This window comes from Maribacter cobaltidurans (assembly GCF_002269385.1).
GTDB lineage: Bacteria > Bacteroidota > Bacteroidia > Flavobacteriales > Flavobacteriaceae > Maribacter > Maribacter cobaltidurans.
The window spans coordinates 1,435,329-1,452,328 of sequence record NZ_CP022957.1; the positions used below are offsets into that span (position 1 = coordinate 1,435,329).

Genomic DNA, 17,000 nt, shown 5'->3' on the forward strand with positions numbered 1-17,000 from the left:
ACTTTGTTATTAATATGTGGGGTATTAAATTCGCCATTTTTAATTCTTGAATTGAGCAAATGCCAAAAAAGTACATAAAGGCCATCGATGCCCTGCAGGAAGCACAAAAGATAGCTTTTGCCCCATTTGTATTCCAAACGACCGTTTCCTTGAAAAACCTGGGGGTTTTCGATTTCATTTTTAAAAATGTGGCCAAAGGTGGAGTTACCTTGCAGGAAATATCCAAAGAGCTCTCCATCAGTGAATATGGACTTGGTGTACTCTTGGAGATGGCCGAAAGTTCAGAGATTGTTTCCATGGACGAACGTGGAAGATATGAGCTTACAAAGATCGGTTACTTTTTAAACTATAACCCCATGACAAAGGTGAACATGAATTTCACCCAGGATGTCTGTTACCAAGGGCTTTATCATTTGGAGGAGGCCATTCGCGAGGGCAAACCTGCCGGACTAAAAGAATTGGGAAATTGGAAAACGATTTATGAGGGTCTGTCCCAATTAAAACCGGAAATCCAAAAGTCATGGTTTGATTTTGATCATTTTTATTCCGATGGTATTTTTGAGGAAGCCTTAAAGGTAGTTTTTAGACACCAACCCAAATTGCTATTCGATATAGGTGGGAACACCGGTAAATTTGCAGTACAATGCTGTGCCTATAATGAGGAAGTGAACGTACACATTTTTGATTTGCCCGGACAGTTAAAAGTTGCTTTAAAGAACACGGCCGACCAAGGTTTTGGAAACAGGGTTGAAGGAACGGAAATAGACTGGCTTTCCGAAAACCCAAAAATTCCTGCAGGAGCGGATACCATTTGGATGAGCCAGTTTTTGGATTGCTTCTCCAAGGAGGAAATCCTCAAAATTCTCAGGACTGCCGCCAATGCCATGGATTCTGATACCGAGTTAATACTCATCGAAACCTATACCGATAGACAAAAGTTCGATAATGCAAAATTTACATTAGAGGCAACTTCACTCTATTTTACCGCAATGGCCAATGGAAATAGTAAAATGTACAAGGCCACAGATCTTATGGAACTTGTTGAGCAAGCAGGTTTAGAAGTAAGGGACGATATAAGTTTGGGGGAATTCCATACCTTGTTTGTTTGTAAAAAAAGCTGATTTTTTGAAGAACGATTATTATATAGAACGTTACAGCCAGATTAGGGATGGAAAGGTGTCCGTAAACGGAAACATCATTTTTCAGACTTTGGAGACCAATTTTAAGTCGGTCATGAAAGCGGCCTATAAAAATTTAATCATTGACTACCCCAAGTTCTTTAAAATGGACAATCTGAGTAAATTGGGATTTTTGGCCGCGGAAGTTCTTCTAAAGGATGAAAATGAAAAGAATATGGCCATGGTATTCTCGAACAGGGCATCCAGTTTGGATACAGACCGGGGGTATCAAGACTCGATAAAGGACGCCACACAATACTATCCAAGTCCGGCCGTATTTGTTTATACCCTAGCCAATATCTGTATGGGCGAAATAAGTATCAAACATAAGATACATTCAGAAAACTGCTTCTTTGTCAATGATGAATTTTCGCCTGAAATCCTTAGCTCCTACACCTCCCAATTACTGGATGAAAACAAGGCAAAAAAAGTATTATGTGGCTGGGTAGATGTGGATAATGGAAAATATAATGCATTTTTGTATGTTGTGGCAAAGAAAGGTACTTTTGTGCATTCCGATGCTGAAATAAACAGATTATACAAGACGACCCATGAGTGATTTGAAACAAGAATTAAAGGAAAAAATTATAGAGCAGTTGAACCTAGAGGATGTTACCGCCAATGAAATTGCGGACAACGACCCGCTATTTGGCGATGGTTTAGGTCTTGACTCTATTGATGCTTTGGAGCTCATCGTAATGCTGGATAAGGATTATGGTATAAAATTGGCAGACCCAAAGGAAGGACGAAAGATTTTTGAATCCATAGACACTATGGCCGCATACATCAGCGCCAACAAAGCTTAAACGGACATCTAATTACACATCCTTACTAAGCGTGTAATCTGCTGTTTTGTCTAAACATTTTCAATGAACCAAGGAGTTGCGATTACAGGAATGGGCATGATTTCAGCCATTGGAAACAATGTGGCTGAAAACTATGCTTCCCTGATATCCGGTAAAACGGGTATTTCCAAAATCAGACATATTAGGACGGTGCACGAGAATGAGACCATGGTAGCCGAAGTTCCAATGACGAACCGCGACCTTGAAACAGTTTTAGGTTTGGGCCCAGATACGCTTTCCCGAACACCACTTTTGGGCATTATTGCCGTTAAAGAGGCGCTGGACCAAGCAGGTATAAAGGACATCTTAGCCTATAGAACAGGGCTTATTTCTGGAACAACGGTTGGAGGTATGGACAAAGCGGAGCAATACTTTTACGACTATTATGAAAGTGAGGCCCACTGGAATCATATCAACGGACTACATGCCGGAGACTCCACCCAAAAAATCGCGGAAGCCATTGGCCTATCCAAGAGCTTTGTCACTACCATTAGCACAGCCTGTTCCTCTGCGGCCAATGCCATTATGCTTGGCGCTAGAATGATAAAAAGTGGTGAACTCGATCGCGTTATCGTAGGGGGTTCCGATAGCCTTTCAAAATTTACCATCAACGGCTTTAAGACCTTGATGATTTTATCGGATACGTACAATACTCCATTCGACGAAAACAGAAAGGGACTTAATCTAGGTGAAGCGGCAGCCTTTTTGATTTTGGAATCGGATGAAATCGTTTCCAAGCAAAACAAAAAGGTTTTGGCCTATGTGAAGGGTTATGGCAATGCCAACGATGCCTTTCACCAAACCGCTTCATCTGAACATGGGGACGGTGCGGTACTGGCCATGGAAAAAGCGTTAAAAGTGGCAGGGATACCACCAAGCCAAGTCGATTACATTAATGCACATGGAACGGCCACTCCCAACAATGACCTTTCGGAAGGAAGGGCAATTCTACGGGTTTTTAAGGACAAAATACCTGAATTTAGTTCCACCAAACCTTTTACGGGTCATACCTTGGCCGTAGCTGCGGGCGTTGAAGCTATTTATTCCGTTTTGTCCATTCAAAATAATGTTATCTATCCCAACCTCAACTTTAAAACTCCCATGAGCGAGTTTAACTTGGTCCCTGAAACACGGTTAAAAAACAAGGAGATAAGTACCGTACTTTCAAATTCCTTTGGTTTTGGAGGGAATTGTTCCACCCTTATATTTACCAAGGAAGGATGAAAAAGGAAGTCTACATCAATAGCATCGGATCGGTTTCGGTTCAAAAAACCTTCAACAATTCAGAATTTCTGAACGAAATTGTTGATTACGAAGGTATTTCCGTTAAGGCCGTGGACCCCAACTATAAGGAATACATACCGCCAGCGGCTGCCCGAAGAATGGCAAAAGGTATTAAAATGAGTGCTGTAAGTTCGCAGAATGCCATGAAGGAAGCGGGTCTTGAAAATGTAGACGCCATTATCGTAGGTACTGGCCTTGGTTGCCTGGGCGACTCGGAGAAATTTGTACGGGACTTATTGGACAATGATGAGCAATATCTGACTCCCACAAAATTTATCCAATCGTCCCACAACACGGTTGCGGGCTCCATAGCTTTGGACATGGGATGCAAGGGATACAACTTTACCTATGTGCATTCCAATATTTCGTTCGAATCCAGCCTATGGGATGCCAAACTCCAGTTGGCAAATAACGAAGCCGAAAAAATATTGGTCGGTGCGGTAGATGAAGTGGTGGACCACCACGTAATTACCCATCAATTTATTGAACATATAAAAAAGGAACCGGTTTCCATGAGAGATGTACTTAATTCAGGTACCAAAGGAATCGTATTTGGGGAAGGCTCCCACTTTTTCGTGTTGTCTAACAAGAAACAGCAATCCACCTACTCCAAATTGTTGGATATGGGAATTTACAATACCCTTTCAAATGACGAGGTTTCAGAAACCATTAGGCATTTCGTGGAAAAGAACGGGGCATCCATTAAGGATTTGGACGGTGTTATTTTGGGAAATAATGGCGATGTGGAACATGACACCATTTATCATGAGCTTGGTACTTCCCTGTTTCATGAAATCCCACAATTGGTGTATAAACATCTTTCGGGAGAGTATGACACGGCCTCGGGATTCGCTTTTTGGTTGGCGAACAAAATTTTCAAAACGGGCAAAGTTCCAGAAACCCTTCGTTGGAACGATCTACCCATCAATAACCCCAAAAGACTCTTGATCTACAATCAATATAGGGGTAAAAACCACAGTCTAGTGTTGCTGGAAAAATGCTGAAAAGAAAAACTGTAAATAGTATTTTCATCATAGGTTTAATAGTACTTGTAGGCCTGTCTTTTTTTCTGTCTTTTCCTTGGTATATTTTTTTACTTGTTGGTTTTATATGGTTCTTATTGACCTTATTCGGCTCTTTTTTTGTGCGATGGAACTATCACTTAGTTTCCCTACATTCAAATAAGAGTACTACCAAAAACGAAGTTGCCATTACTTTTGATGATGGCCCAAACCCACAGTATACCCCTATGGCGCTGGAATTACTCAAAAAGTACGATGCGAAGGCCACTTTTTTTTGCATCGGAAAACACATTGAGAAACATCCCGAGCTTTTCAAGCAAATAATAAGGGAAGGACATACAGTGGGAAACCACACTTTTTCACATGACAATACCTTCGGTTTTTACGGTACCTCCAAGGTTGCCCATGAACTTTCCAAGTCCATCAATCTTGTTGAAAAATTGGTCGGTTTAAAAATGAGGTTATATCGCCCTGCCTTTGGAGTAACCAATCCCAGTATAGCCGAAGCGGTTAATAAATTGGGCCTAATCTCAATAGGTTGGAACGTAAGGTCTTTGGACACCACGTTCAGGAATGAAAAGCAGGTTTTGCGAAGGATAACCTCCAAAGCGCACAAAGGGGACATTATCCTCCTTCACGATACCAGTGAAAAATCCATACTCGTTTTGGAACGATTATTGGTATTTTTGGAGGAAAGTAAGCTTAAATCTGTCACTGTGGACGATTTACTTCAAATAAAGGCCTATGTATAGATTTCTGATAATAGCGTTGTTATTCAGCTGCATCGCTTTTCCACAGACCCAAATGACCAAGGAGGAGGCCAGAATACTTCAGGAACAAGTAAGGCAAAAGTCCAAGGAAACCAGGACCATTACCAGTGATTTTACACAGTATAAACATCTGGATTTTTTATCCAATGATATTGAGTCTAGTGGAAAAATGGCGTTCAAGGCCCCGGAGAACATCAGCTGGAAATATCTAACCCCTTTTTCATATAAGGTTGTTTTCAAGGATGAAAAATTGCTCATTAACGACAATGGGAATAAAAGCAAATTGGACCTAGGTTCCAACGAATTGTTTAAGCAATTGAACCACTTGATCAGTGCCAGTATCAACGGGGACATGTTCAATGCCAATGAGTTTGATATTTCTTACCTGAAGGAAGATAGTGCTAGAGTAGTACACTTTTTGCCCAAGGACCCGCAATTTTCGGAGTTCATAAAAGCATTTCACATTACGTTTTCCAACGAAGGGACCGTGGACGAAGTTAAAATGATCGAGCCTAGTGGTGATTACACCAAAATCGTATTTTCAAATAGGGTAGAAAACAAAAAGATTCCCGATGAGGTTTTTAGCCAGTAGCCTTATCCTTCTTTTTTTGGGCTGTACCCCTTATCCCAAAAAATTGGGCTATAAACCTTTGGAAAATGATATCCACGAATCAATCAATCCGTATTTTTCAGATTCCCAAAAAGACTACGTGTACAAAGCCAATATAACCGTTTTTGATAACCGGTTTGGAGGAATTCTAGTGATAAAAAAGTTGGACAATACGGCTCACAGAATAGCCTTTACAACGGAATTTGGAAATACCATTTTTGACTTTAACCTCAGTGACCAAGATTTTAAGGTAAACCGCATCCTAAAGGAAATGGACAGTAGGATACTTTTAAATGTATTGGAGCAAGATTTTAGAACCTTGATACGGGAAGAAATTACCCCTTTAGAAATCTTTGCAAAAGATAATAAAGTGCTCACCAAGGCCAAAATAGGTTCTAAATTACATTTCTACAAATTTGAAAATGATACACTATCCGAAATCATTAGAGTAGGTAATCAAAAGAAAAAAGTAACTTTTGAATTCTCCGAAATTAAAGATAGTGTGGCAAGACATATTCAAATCACCCATTATAATATTAAACTTACCATATCTTTACAGGCCATTAGATGAATAAGTTAACGACCATATTATTGTTTCTTGTTGGTGCAAATGTATCCTTTTTAAGTGCGCAGGTAGCTCCGGGCATAAAGTTGGGCTATAATGAAAGCCGTATCAGCAAAACACGACTAGAGCCAAAATCTGGATTGTACATTGGAGGATTTATTGATATTCCTTTATCGGCCAGATATAGTATTCAACCGGAAATCCTTTATTCCTCCCAAGGGGGAACCTCTATAAGTCCGGATTATGGAGATGTGCAAATCGACTACTTATCGATTATGGCCGCCAATAAATTGTACGTAGGACCTAATAAAGGATTCCATTTTAATCTTGGCCTTGGTCTGGACGTCAACTTAAAAAACAATTTTGTAAATCTCTTTAATGGGGACGGTGATGGCGAGATATCACCATTTGATATGGTGGTGTTTGGTGGTATAGGTTATGAATTTGATTTTGGCCTAACCTTGGAGGCCCGCTATAAACAAGGAACCGTTAGTGTCGATTTTTTTGGTTCGGATGACTTTTACGAAGAAGATGGGAGTAACTTGAACGGTGTTTTTCAATTGGGAGCCTCCTATAAATTTAAATTAAAATAGATGTTATTAGAAGGATTATACGAGATTCGGGAATTTGAATACATGGAACCTAATATAAGGGCCACCATCAAACTCAACAAAGAACACAGAATCTTTGAAGGGCATTTTCCAGGTCACCCAGTTTTACCAGGTGTTTGTGTGATACAGATTATTAAAGAATTAACGGAAAAGTCCCTAGAGAAGAAACTCATGTTGTCCGTGGCCTCCAATGTAAAGTTTATGTCGGTCATCAATCCGGAAAAAAATGACGTAGTGCAATTTGAAATTCAACTTGCACAAGATGAAGGGGATGTTAAAATCAAGAACACAGTACGTTTTGAAGAGACCTTGGCATTAAAGTTGAATGCCACCTTTAAAATAATCGGGTAATGAAATCTTTGTTGTTAGGGCTTATTTACTTTTTTTTATTTTCCATAAACCTACAGGAAGTAAGACAATTATACCCAAAGGCGAAGGATGATGCATTCATTGTAGATTCGTTGTATTCACAACTTTCTTCCGTTGGGATAAAGGACAATCTTGTTCTCTATGGTTATAAGGGGGCTATAGCTACACTAAAGGCCAAATATGCCAAAGGCATCAAGAACAAAAAGGCCTTTTTTAAAGAGGGGGCGGAAATGATGGAGGATGCCATAGCTGCTGACCCTGAAAATGTCGAATTACATTTCATTAGGCTTACCGTTCAGGAAAACGCTCCCAGAATCGTAAATTACCACGACCAAATAGAATCCGATAAAGCCATAATTCTCAAAAATTATTCGCTACTTAAGGAAGGTAAAGTAAAGGAAATGATACAATCCTATTGCAAAAGTTCGAAAGCCTTTACCGAGGAGGAAAAGGCGACTTTTTAACGCATTACTATTGTGTATCTTTACTCAAATTCTAAAGAAAATCTACCAATTCAGCAACAAGTGCCCAATCTAAAAACCATACAGGAAAGAATGCAACAATGGCACTGCTGTGTGCTAATACCCACTTATAATAACGAAAAATCGTTAGCCCGGGTGTTAAGGGATGTTCTACGGTTTACCAGTAACATCATCGTGGTAAACGATGGCGCAACCGACAATACCGCTAAAATACTGGAGGGGTTTCCTGAAATAGATCAAGTTCATTTTGAAAAAAACCAGGGAAAAGGAAAGGCCCTTAGGGTAGGTTTTGAAGAAGCCCTTAAGAAAGGATACCATTATGCCATTACCATGGATTCTGACGGGCAACATTTTGCCGAAGATATTGTCGTTTTTTTGGATGCCCTGGAAAGGGAAACCACTAAAAATATTTTATATATAGGCGCCCGAAACATGGCCCAGGCCGATGTTCCCGGTAAAAGTAGTTTTGGAAATAAGTTTTCCAATTTTTGGTTTTGGTTTGAGACTGGTACGTGGCTTCAGGACACACAATGTGGATTTCGCTTGTATCCCTTGAAGGAAATAGAAAAGCTTTCCTTGTATACACCAAAATTCGAGTTTGAAATCGAGGTCATCGTAAAAGCTTCTTGGCATGGAACCTTGGTAAAAAATGTACCCGTCAAAATTCTGTATGACGATGTTGATCGAGTGTCACATTTTAGAACCGTTCCGGATTTTACAAGAATCAGCATCCTGAATACATGGTTCGTTTTGGTAACTGTATTCTATATAAAACCCAGGGATTTTTTTAGGAAAATCAAAAAGAAAGGATTTAAAACATTTCTTTTGAACGATGTTTTGGGCAGTAACGACACCCCGGCAAAAAAGGCCCTATCCATTGCCCTTGGGGTATTTGTAGGTTTAAGCCCATTTTGGGGCCTACATACCATATTGGTCCTTTTTTTATCCTTTATTCTAAAATTGAACAAGCCCATTGCTTTTGCCTTTTCCAATGTGAGTCTGCCTCCCTTCATTCCGTTTATCGTATTGGGAAGCCTGCAAACAGGCAGTTGGATTTTAGGTGAGTCCTTTACGTTCTCATTGGAATCCATAAACGCTAATTTTGATTTCTTGACCCATTTAAAGGCCTATTTAATAGGAAGTATGATTTTGGCTTGTGGTGGAGCCCTTCTTTTAGGAGGAATAGGCTATATTACCCTAACATACTTTGGAAAGCGGAAAATGGCCGTTAATAATGGGTGATTTCTTTTTTAAGACATATGGCTATATCAATAAACACAGATTTATTTGGTTGATATACCTATTATTGGTAGTCGCCGGCCTTGCCTATTACGCTTCCAAAGTACATTTCAAGGACGATATCACTGCCCTTATCCCATCGAATCCGGAAACTCGGCGCATACAAAAGGTCCTTAAGTCGATTTCCTTTACGGACAAAATCATTGTAAATATTGAAAAGGGAGAAGCTACGACCGTAGAAGAACTTACCCAATATGCATCCAATCTTGTAGATAGCCTACAAAAGGACTACGGAGCATACATCAAGTCCGTTCAAGGAAAGGTAGCGGACGCCCAAATACTTAGTACACTTGACCTTGTATATGATAACCTTCCCCTTTTTTTGGAAGAAAGCGATTATAGGACTATCGACCGGAAACTTTCAGGTGATAGCATCCGATCACAAATGGAACAGAACTACCGCACTTTGGTGTCCCCTTCCGGTATTATTGCCAAGAAATCCATTATCAAAGATCCCTTGGGATTTTCCTTTATCGCCTTAAAGAAACTACAAAAACTGGGAGTTGCGGAAGATTTTAAATTGAAGAACGGCTTTTTGTTGAACAAGGAGGAAACCAACATTCTTCTTTTTCTAACACCAGTAAACCCTTCTAGTGCCACTGTAGAAAACGAACCCTTGGCGGAGGGACTCAAAGTACTGAAGGAAAAATTGAAGTCTACCTATGGCAATGACATCGATGTTTCTTTTTTTGGAGCGGCACTTGTGGCGGTGGCCAATGCGCAACAGGTAAAAAATGACATTCTTTTCACGGTAAGTATTGCCATGGTTATCCTGCTCATTTTGTTGATTCTGTTCTACAAAAGGATTTCGCTCCCCTTAATATTATTCACCCCTACGGTTTTTGGTGCGCTCTTGGCCATGTCCATTTTGGCTTTGACCCGGGATTATATTTCTGCCATTTCACTTGGTATAGGGGCTATTCTCTTGGGAGTAACCTTGGATTATGCCCTCCATATCCTAACGCATATTAGAAAAGGAGAGAATCTGCAACTCATGTATCGTGAAGTGGCCCCCTCCATTCTCATGAGCAGCCTAACAACGGCATCGGCATTTTTATGTTTGCTGTTCCTTGAATCCCAAGCTTTGCAGGATCTAGGGCTATTTGCCTCCATAAGCGTGGTGGGTGCCGCTGTTTTTTCTTTGTTGTTCATTCCCCAAGTATATGCTTTTGAAGGAGATCAAAATGGAAAATCCACCTTCTTGGAAAAAGTGGCGGCCTTCGAGTTTCATAAAAGCAAGTGGGCAATAGGGTTGATTGCCATAGCTTGTATCATCAGCCTATTTTATTATAACAAGGTAACCTTCAACCAAGACATCAGCAAGCTTAATTACGAGTCCCCTCAATTAAATGAAGCCAGGAAAAAACTGGAAAACCTTACAGATTTGGAGTCCAAATCGGTTTACCTATCCACATATGGCGAAGACCAGGAACAGGTATTGCAGCAAAATGATGTTATCTATAAAAAACTTCAACAATTAAAAAATGAAGGACAACTATTAAATTTTACCTCGGTGTCCAGTTTGGTCAAATCGAGCAAGACCCAGGAAGCCAAGATAAACCAATGGCGTCATTTTTGGACAAAGTCCAGATTGGATTCCTTGCAGACCGATTTAAACCTCAATTCTGAAAATCTCGGCTTTAAGCCCAATACATTTCAAAATTTTTATGATTGGCTCAATAGCGGATTTGAGCCTATGAGCATATCGGATTTTAAAGCTTTCCCTGTCCTAACGACGGAAGATTACATTGTATCCGACTCCACAGGAACCACGGTCACTTCCTTGATCAAGTTAAACGAAAACCAATATGATAACTTGAAATCTCAATTTGAGGACACTCCAAATACCCTGCTCATCAACCGAAAGGAAGTGAACGAATCATTCTTGGGCACCTTAAAGAACGATTTCAATAGACTTTTACTCTTATCCCTGATTACCGTCGTCCTGATTCTGGCACTGTTTTATCAAAGTCTATCCTTAACCTTGGTAACGGCCGTTCCTATTTTCCTTACTTGGTTTCTGACTGTTGGTTTAATGGGCGTGTTGGGCATTGAATTCAATATATTCAATATTATTATCTGCAGCTTCATTTTTGGCCTTGGGGTAGACTATAGCATTTTTGTCACCAATGGATTATTGTTGGAACATCAAACGGGAATCAAATCCCTACCCACCCATAAGACCTCCATTATCCTTTCGGTCATTACGACCATTGCCAGTGTGGGGGTCATGATATTCGCCAAACACCCGGCACTATATGCTATTTCCCGGGTATCGTTAATTGGTATTTTCTCCGCAGCTTTTGTCGCCTTTACCATACAACCCTTATTGTTTCGGCTTTTTATAGGCAATATAAATAAGCGACCGATTTCTTTACGCTATTTTATTCATTCTGTACTGTCATTTTTGTATTTCGGCTTGGGCGGAATATTCTTTTCCATCTATGCCTGGATTGTCACCCTTTTCAATCCCGATCAGGCTAAAAAAGAAAATCTTGGGTTCCACAAGGCAGTCTCCAAATTGATGAAATCGGTTTTATATACCAACCCTTTCGTTAAAAAGCAGGTATTGTATCCTTCCAAGGAAACTTTTGAAAAACCTGCCATGTTGATTGCCAACCATACTTCCTTTTTAGATATTTTATGCATCGGAATGCTGCACCCCAAGCTTATATTTCTAGTTAACGATTGGGTATACAACTCTCCTATTTTTGGAAAAGCAGCAAAATTAGCAGGTGCTTACCCCGTTTCAGGAGGTGTTGAAAATGGTGAAGCTTATCTACAACAAAAACTGGAACAAGGCTTTTCCATCATTGCCTTTCCGGAAGGAACCCGCTCTACTTCCAACAAAATAAAAAGGTTTCACAAGGGTGCTTTTTATCTTGCCGAAAAATTTCAATTGGACCTCATTCCCATTTTGATTCATGGAAATTCAGAAGTATTACCCAAGGGAAGTTTTGTAATAAGGGATGGCAGTATAACGGTGAAAATTCTACCCAGAATTTCCCCTCAAGACTATTCTTTTGGAAGCACTTATACGGAGAGAGCGAAATTGGTCGGTGCTTATTTTAGAAATCAGTTTCTTCAACTAAGGCAGGGAATTGAGGTTGCCGGCTACTGGGATAAAGCCATATTGGAAAATTTTCGGTATAGGGGGAATCACATCTATAGAAGGGTCAGGACAGATTTGCAGCAAAGTGGCACCTTATACCATAAGATACTACAAGTGCTTCCAAAAAAGGAAACCCTGATACATCTTACCATGGATGATGGGCAATTGGATTTACTATTGTCCCTCGATTCCATAGACAGAAAAATCCATACTTACTTAAAAAATCCAGAGGCACGAATGGGACTATCGCAAAATTTCCTAACGCATCATTATAGCAAGATTACGGTTCACAAGACCTTACAGGATGCACTTTCCCAATCGGCCAACACGCTGATCGTTAATATGGAAGAAGTCCCAATGGATCAGGTGAACCTGCGTAATTTTAGAACCATCATACTCCTAAAAGCCGGGAAATCCCTGGACTATAAAGAAGTTTTGGGTTTAGATTTTTTGATTACTGGGCAAAATGATAATTTTATTGTACTTAACACAAAAAGTTCCAATTGAAAAAACAGTACGACGTTGTGATAATAGGAAGTGGTATGGGAGGCCTTGTGGCCGCCAATATCATGGCTTGCGAAGGTCGTAGTGTCTGTGTTCTTGAAAAGAACAATCAATTTGGGGGCAATTTGCAGACCTTTGTTAGGGAACGTACCATTTTTGATACTGGTGTACATTACATAGGTGGCCTATCCAAAGGACAAAACCTAAATCGGTATTTTGACTATCTGGGTATTTTGGATGGACTTCCTTTGAAAAAAATGAACGAAGATGGTTTTGACATCATCACTTTTGACAATGATGACTCTACTTATCCCCATGCCCAAGGCTATGACAATTTTACCGCTCAACTGTGCAAAAGGTTTCCTCAGGAAAAAGAAGCTATAGAAACCTATTGCCGTAAACTACAGGAAATCTGCAATAAGTTTCCGCTCTACAATCTGGAAGAGGGTAAGCCCTATGGCAATGACCCTGAACTATTTCAGCAAACGGCCAAGAACTATATAGACAGTATTACCCAAAACGAAAAATTGAGAGCCGTGCTGGCCGGGTCAAACCTATTGTATGCAGGCGACCCAAATAAAACCCCTCTATACGTTCACGCCTTATCCATTAACTCCTATATTGAGAGTGCCTATAGATGTGCAGATGGGGGGAGCCAGATTACCAAACTGCTGATAAGAAGGTTAAGGGAACATGGTGGCGAAGCCTACAAACATAGCGAGGTAGTGGATATGACCTGTGTGGACCGGAAATTAATATCCGTTACCCTTAAAAATGGAACCGAGGTCTACGGAGACCTTTTTATTTCCAATATAGAACCTAAACATACTTTGAAAATGATTGGGGAGGGGCATTTTAGAAAGTCCTACAACCGTCGGATTCAAGAAATGGAAAGTATAATTTCCGCTTTCAGTATTCATATCGTTCTCAAACCAAAAACCTTTAAATACCTCAACAAAAACTACTACCATTTTAAGGACTATAGAAGGGTATGGGAGGCACACAATTATACACAAGAATCCTGGCCGGAAACCTATATGGTATCCATGGGTGTACGCAAGAACCAAGATGAATGGGGCGAACAACTTACGGCCATCACCTATATGCGATACGAGGAGGTCAAGGAGTGGGAACATACTTTTAATACGGTAGCCTTAAAAAATGAACGAGGCACATCCTACGAAGAATTCAAAAAATATAAGACTGAAATTTTTCTAAGGGAGTTGGAAAAGAAATTTCCAAATATCAGGGACTGCATACAATCGGTACATGCCTCCACCCCCCTATCCTACAGGGATTATATAGGCAACCATCAAGGCAGTATGTACGGATATGTAAAGGATGTGAACGAGCCCTTAAAATCCTTTATTTCTCCCAGAACTAAAATTGAAAATCTTTATCTGACAGGTCAGAGTCTAAATATGCACGGTATTCTTGGTGTCACCATTAGTGGCGTGGTTACCTGTTCTGAAATTCTGGGTGGTGCCTATTTAATCAATAAAATTACCAATGAGAAGTCCAATGAAAAAATCATAGTCTAATGGGAACTTTTAAAACGTCGCCAATTACCGTATTGGAAACAATCTCTAAGGAAGATTTCATTGAAAATTATTACAAGCCCCAGAAACCAGTGCTTTTAAAAGGCTTGACCAAGGACTGGCCGGCCTATAAAAAATGGACCCTTGACTATATACAGGACAAAGCAGGTGACCAAATTGTACCCCTCTACAATAACGAACCTGCCAAGGACAAACAGAGTGTATACGCTCCAGTAAAGGAGATGAAACTGTTTGATTATATTGAAATATTAAAAACGAAGCCCACGGACCTTCGTATATTCTTTTATGAAATATTGAAGAAAATGCCGGATTTGGTGGATGATTTCCAATATCCGGATATTGGCCTAAAGTTTTTTAAAAAATTACCCGCACTCTTTTTTGGTGGTGGAGAATCCAAGGTGTTCATGCACTATGACATTGATTTGCCCGATAGCATGCATTTTCATTTTGATGGACACAAACATGTGACCCTCTTTTCACCGGAACAGACAAAATATCTATATCGGGTTCCCTATTCCATCCATAATCTGGAATCCATAGATATGGACCATCCCGATTTTGAAAAGTATCCTGCCCTACAATATGCTGAAGGTATAACGGCGAATATGGAACATGGGGACGCCCTTTTTATGCCCAGTGGTTACTGGCACTATATCAAATATCTGGACGGTGGTTTTTCCATGACCTTACGTGCGCTTCCCAGAAGTCCCAAAAGATTTGCCAATATGCTCTATAATGTGTTGGTAATGCGTCATTTTGATAATTTCACCCGTAAACATTGGGGGCAAAAGTGGTTAGATTACAAGGATAGAAAGGCCATAGAAAAAACGCATAAGAACATCCTTAATCTTACCTAATTGGGAAAATTAAAAATACTATACCGTGCAATTACACTGATTCTAAGTATAGGTGTTCTTTCCTCTTGTGGGGTTAGGAAATCCTTACAGGAAAAACCGGATATCGCCGCCTACGAAACTCAAATTCCCCAGCGGCAGAAAATCAACGATTCTACCTACACCCTGTCGGATAATTTTTTGAGAAAGAATAAACAAGGGCTTTGGGAGCTCCGTGTAAGTGGAAATCCTTTGGAATTGGGTTTAAAAACGGGAAGCCTTACTCAGGAATTATTTAACGAACAGGAGGATATTTTCGTAAAGAAGATAGATGAATTGGTGCCCTCCAAGGGCTATCAAAATTTGCTGAGAAAGTTCTTGGCATGGTTTAACCGGAAAATGTACCTCAACATAGATGCCCAATATAAAACGGAGCTTTATGGAATATCCAAATATGCCTCTCCGGATTATGATTATATCGCTAAGCCCTATCAGCGCGTCATGTATTTCCATGGAGCACATGATATAGGTCATGCATTACAGGATTTGGCTTTGGTAGGCTGTTCTTCCTTCGCAGCCTGGGGCGACAAAACCGAGGACGGAAAATTATTCATCGGTAGGAATTTCGATTTTTATGCAGGTGATGAATTCGCCAAGAACAAAATAATTGCCTTTGTAGAACCAGAAAATGGACACAAATTCATGTCGGTTACCTGGGGAGGAATGATCGGAGTGGTCTCCGGGATGAACGACCAAGGGCTTACCGTAACCATCAACGCAGGAAAGTCCCAATTTCCATTGATTGCCAAAACTCCGGTTTCCTTGGTCACACGGGAAATTTTGCAATATGCTTCCACCATAGAAGAAGCCATTGCAATTGCCAAAAAGAGAGACGTCTTTGTCTCGGAATCGATATTCGTGGGTAGTGCCAAGGATAAAAAAGCGGCTATTATTGAGGTTTCACCGCATAATTTCGGAGTCTATGAGGTGGAAAACAACAATCAGTTGATTTGTGCCAACCACTTCCAAAGTGCTGCCTATGCGGATGACAAAAAGAATCAAAAACACATTTTGGAAAGCCATTCCCAATACCGATACGAACGGATGGAAGAGCTGTTGGAAGAAACATCCAAAGTAAATCCTACCGAAGTGGTTTCCATTTTAAGGGATAAACAGGGTTTGGACGAGGAGCAAATAGGGTACGGAAATGAAAAGGCCTTGAATCAATTGTTGGCGCATCATGGTATTGTTTTTCAACCGGAAGATTTATTGGTATGGGTGTCCAGCAATCCCTATCAACTGGGTGAATTTGTAGCGTATGATTTAAAAGAAGTTTTCAACCTTCCCAAGGTAACGAACCAGCCTATCGCGCAGACCGACCTGAATATCCCTAAAGACCCTTTTTTACAAAGTGAGGCTTATAAAAATTATGAGCGGTACAGAATGTTGAGGGATGAAATAGAAGATGACATTTCTGAAAAAGCCCATATAGACCAATCCCGATTAGAAAATCTGGTTGCACTCAACCCCAATTTTTGGGAAGGGTATTTTTTGGCCGGAGTATACAATTACAACATGGGATATGATTATGTCGCCAAGAAATATTTTGAAAAGGCCCTGGAAAAAGAAATCACCACAGTACCCGACCGGGAGAATGTGGAAAAGTATCTACGTAAACTGCGATAACTAGGGATTCCAAAAAATTACCCCGAAACCCATAAAGGGCATCGGGGCATATCAAATTTCAATTTAGTTTGACGAGCATTCGACATTGAAATCTACACTGTATTGGTGCTGAAGCCAATAAAAAGGTCCCTTCGAGCGCAGTCGAGAAGTCTTTTTGAAATCTTCAAGTCGCAGTAGGTCTCGCATCTCGACTGCGCTCGATATGACAGCTCGACCTGACAATTGTAATAGAATCATGAAAGTCAAATGGATAATGGCTCTCTAATATTGA

The 17,000-nt window shown here is 40.3% G+C and carries 16 protein-coding genes; all 16 read left to right on the forward strand.

Annotation, left to right across the window (positions count from 1 at the left end):
* The first annotated feature begins 59 nt into the window (after positions 1-59).
* Entirely contained in the window at positions 60-1,121 is a 1,062-nt protein-coding gene (locus CJ263_RS06105; protein WP_094996448.1) for a methyltransferase, read from the forward strand.
* Between the two features lie 4 nt (positions 1,122-1,125).
* Entirely contained in the window at positions 1,126-1,737 is a 612-nt protein-coding gene (locus tag CJ263_RS06110; RefSeq protein ID WP_094999135.1) for a 3-oxoacyl-ACP synthase, read from the forward strand.
* A complete protein-coding gene (locus CJ263_RS06115) occupies positions 1,730-1,984 on the forward strand; it encodes a phosphopantetheine-binding protein (RefSeq protein ID WP_094996449.1) in 255 nt (84 codons plus the stop codon). The genes CJ263_RS06110 and CJ263_RS06115 overlap by 8 nt, the downstream gene beginning before the upstream one ends.
* Before the next feature lie 63 nt (positions 1,985-2,047).
* Positions 2,048-3,247, forward strand: coding sequence for a beta-ketoacyl-[acyl-carrier-protein] synthase family protein (locus CJ263_RS06120; RefSeq protein WP_094996450.1), 1,200 nt, complete (start codon positions 2,048-2,050; stop codon positions 3,245-3,247).
* The gene (locus tag CJ263_RS06125) at positions 3,244-4,311 is read left to right on the forward strand and encodes a beta-ketoacyl synthase N-terminal-like domain-containing protein (protein WP_094996451.1); all 1,068 of its coding nucleotides are present in this window, start codon (positions 3,244-3,246) and stop codon (positions 4,309-4,311) included. The genes CJ263_RS06120 and CJ263_RS06125 overlap by 4 nt, the downstream gene beginning before the upstream one ends.
* The gene (locus tag CJ263_RS06130) at positions 4,305-5,081 is read left to right on the forward strand and encodes a polysaccharide deacetylase family protein (RefSeq protein WP_094996452.1); all 777 of its coding nucleotides are present in this window, start codon (positions 4,305-4,307) and stop codon (positions 5,079-5,081) included. The genes CJ263_RS06125 and CJ263_RS06130 overlap by 7 nt, the downstream gene beginning before the upstream one ends.
* Positions 5,074-5,691 (forward strand): LolA family protein, encoded by a 618-nt coding sequence (locus tag CJ263_RS06135; RefSeq protein WP_229702456.1) that lies wholly within the window; start codon positions 5,074-5,076, stop codon positions 5,689-5,691. Before CJ263_RS06130 ends, CJ263_RS06135 begins: the two co-directional genes overlap by 8 nt.
* Positions 5,672-6,280, forward strand: coding sequence for a hypothetical protein (locus tag CJ263_RS06140; RefSeq protein ID WP_094996454.1), 609 nt, complete (start codon positions 5,672-5,674; stop codon positions 6,278-6,280). The genes CJ263_RS06135 and CJ263_RS06140 overlap by 20 nt, the downstream gene beginning before the upstream one ends.
* Entirely contained in the window at positions 6,277-6,867 is a 591-nt protein-coding gene (locus CJ263_RS06145; protein WP_094996455.1) for a porin family protein, read from the forward strand. Before CJ263_RS06140 ends, CJ263_RS06145 begins: the two co-directional genes overlap by 4 nt.
* Positions 6,868-7,236 carry a 3-hydroxyacyl-ACP dehydratase gene (locus CJ263_RS06150; RefSeq protein ID WP_094996456.1) on the forward strand — a complete coding sequence of 123 codons (369 nt, stop codon included), beginning with the start codon at positions 6,868-6,870 and terminating at the stop codon, positions 7,234-7,236. It abuts the gene before it with no gap.
* A complete protein-coding gene (locus CJ263_RS06155) occupies positions 7,236-7,718 on the forward strand; it encodes a hypothetical protein (RefSeq protein ID WP_094996457.1) in 483 nt (160 codons plus the stop codon). The genes CJ263_RS06150 and CJ263_RS06155 overlap by 1 nt, the downstream gene beginning before the upstream one ends.
* A gap of 90 nt (positions 7,719-7,808) precedes the next feature.
* On the forward strand, positions 7,809-8,978 hold the full coding sequence (locus CJ263_RS06160) for a DUF2062 domain-containing protein (protein WP_094999136.1): 1,170 nt from the start codon (positions 7,809-7,811) through the stop codon (positions 8,976-8,978).
* On the forward strand, positions 8,971-12,654 hold the full coding sequence (locus CJ263_RS06165) for a 1-acyl-sn-glycerol-3-phosphate acyltransferase (RefSeq protein ID WP_094996458.1): 3,684 nt from the start codon (positions 8,971-8,973) through the stop codon (positions 12,652-12,654). The genes CJ263_RS06160 and CJ263_RS06165 overlap by 8 nt, the downstream gene beginning before the upstream one ends.
* On the forward strand, positions 12,651-14,192 hold the full coding sequence (locus CJ263_RS06170) for a phytoene desaturase family protein (RefSeq protein ID WP_094996459.1): 1,542 nt from the start codon (positions 12,651-12,653) through the stop codon (positions 14,190-14,192). Before CJ263_RS06165 ends, CJ263_RS06170 begins: the two co-directional genes overlap by 4 nt.
* Positions 14,192-15,067, forward strand: a complete 876-nt coding sequence (locus CJ263_RS06175) for a cupin-like domain-containing protein (RefSeq protein ID WP_094996460.1) — start codon at positions 14,192-14,194, stop codon at positions 15,065-15,067. The genes CJ263_RS06170 and CJ263_RS06175 overlap by 1 nt, the downstream gene beginning before the upstream one ends.
* On the forward strand, positions 15,068-16,729 hold the full coding sequence (locus CJ263_RS06180; protein ID WP_094996461.1) for a C45 family autoproteolytic acyltransferase/hydolase: 1,662 nt from the start codon (positions 15,068-15,070) through the stop codon (positions 16,727-16,729).
* Positions 16,730-17,000 lie beyond the last annotated feature (271 nt).

What these genes read in the sequence shown, in the direction of transcription:
- CJ263_RS06160 (WP_094999136.1), top strand. Translation starts at nt 7,809, where the DNA reads ATGCAACAATGGCACTGCTGTGTGCTAATACCCACTTATAATAACGAA.
- CJ263_RS06175 (WP_094996460.1), top strand. Translation starts at nt 14,192, where the DNA reads ATGGGAACTTTTAAAACGTCGCCAATTACCGTATTGGAAACAATCTCT.
- CJ263_RS06130 (WP_094996452.1), top strand. Translation starts at nt 4,305, where the DNA reads ATGCTGAAAAGAAAAACTGTAAATAGTATTTTCATCATAGGTTTAATA.
- CJ263_RS06145 (WP_094996455.1), top strand. Translation starts at nt 6,277, where the DNA reads ATGAATAAGTTAACGACCATATTATTGTTTCTTGTTGGTGCAAATGTA.
- CJ263_RS06135 (WP_229702456.1), top strand. Translation starts at nt 5,074, where the DNA reads ATGTATAGATTTCTGATAATAGCGTTGTTATTCAGCTGCATCGCTTTT.
- CJ263_RS06150 (WP_094996456.1), top strand. Translation starts at nt 6,868, where the DNA reads ATGTTATTAGAAGGATTATACGAGATTCGGGAATTTGAATACATGGAA.
- CJ263_RS06155 (WP_094996457.1), top strand. Translation starts at nt 7,236, where the DNA reads ATGAAATCTTTGTTGTTAGGGCTTATTTACTTTTTTTTATTTTCCATA.
- CJ263_RS06105 (WP_094996448.1), top strand. Translation starts at nt 60, where the DNA reads ATGCCAAAAAAGTACATAAAGGCCATCGATGCCCTGCAGGAAGCACAA.
- CJ263_RS06125 (WP_094996451.1), top strand. Translation starts at nt 3,244, where the DNA reads ATGAAAAAGGAAGTCTACATCAATAGCATCGGATCGGTTTCGGTTCAA.
- CJ263_RS06140 (WP_094996454.1), top strand. Translation starts at nt 5,672, where the DNA reads ATGAGGTTTTTAGCCAGTAGCCTTATCCTTCTTTTTTTGGGCTGTACC.
- CJ263_RS06120 (WP_094996450.1), top strand. Translation starts at nt 2,048, where the DNA reads ATGAACCAAGGAGTTGCGATTACAGGAATGGGCATGATTTCAGCCATT.
- CJ263_RS06115 (WP_094996449.1), top strand. Translation starts at nt 1,730, where the DNA reads ATGAGTGATTTGAAACAAGAATTAAAGGAAAAAATTATAGAGCAGTTG.
- CJ263_RS06165 (WP_094996458.1), top strand. Translation starts at nt 8,971, where the DNA reads ATGGGTGATTTCTTTTTTAAGACATATGGCTATATCAATAAACACAGA.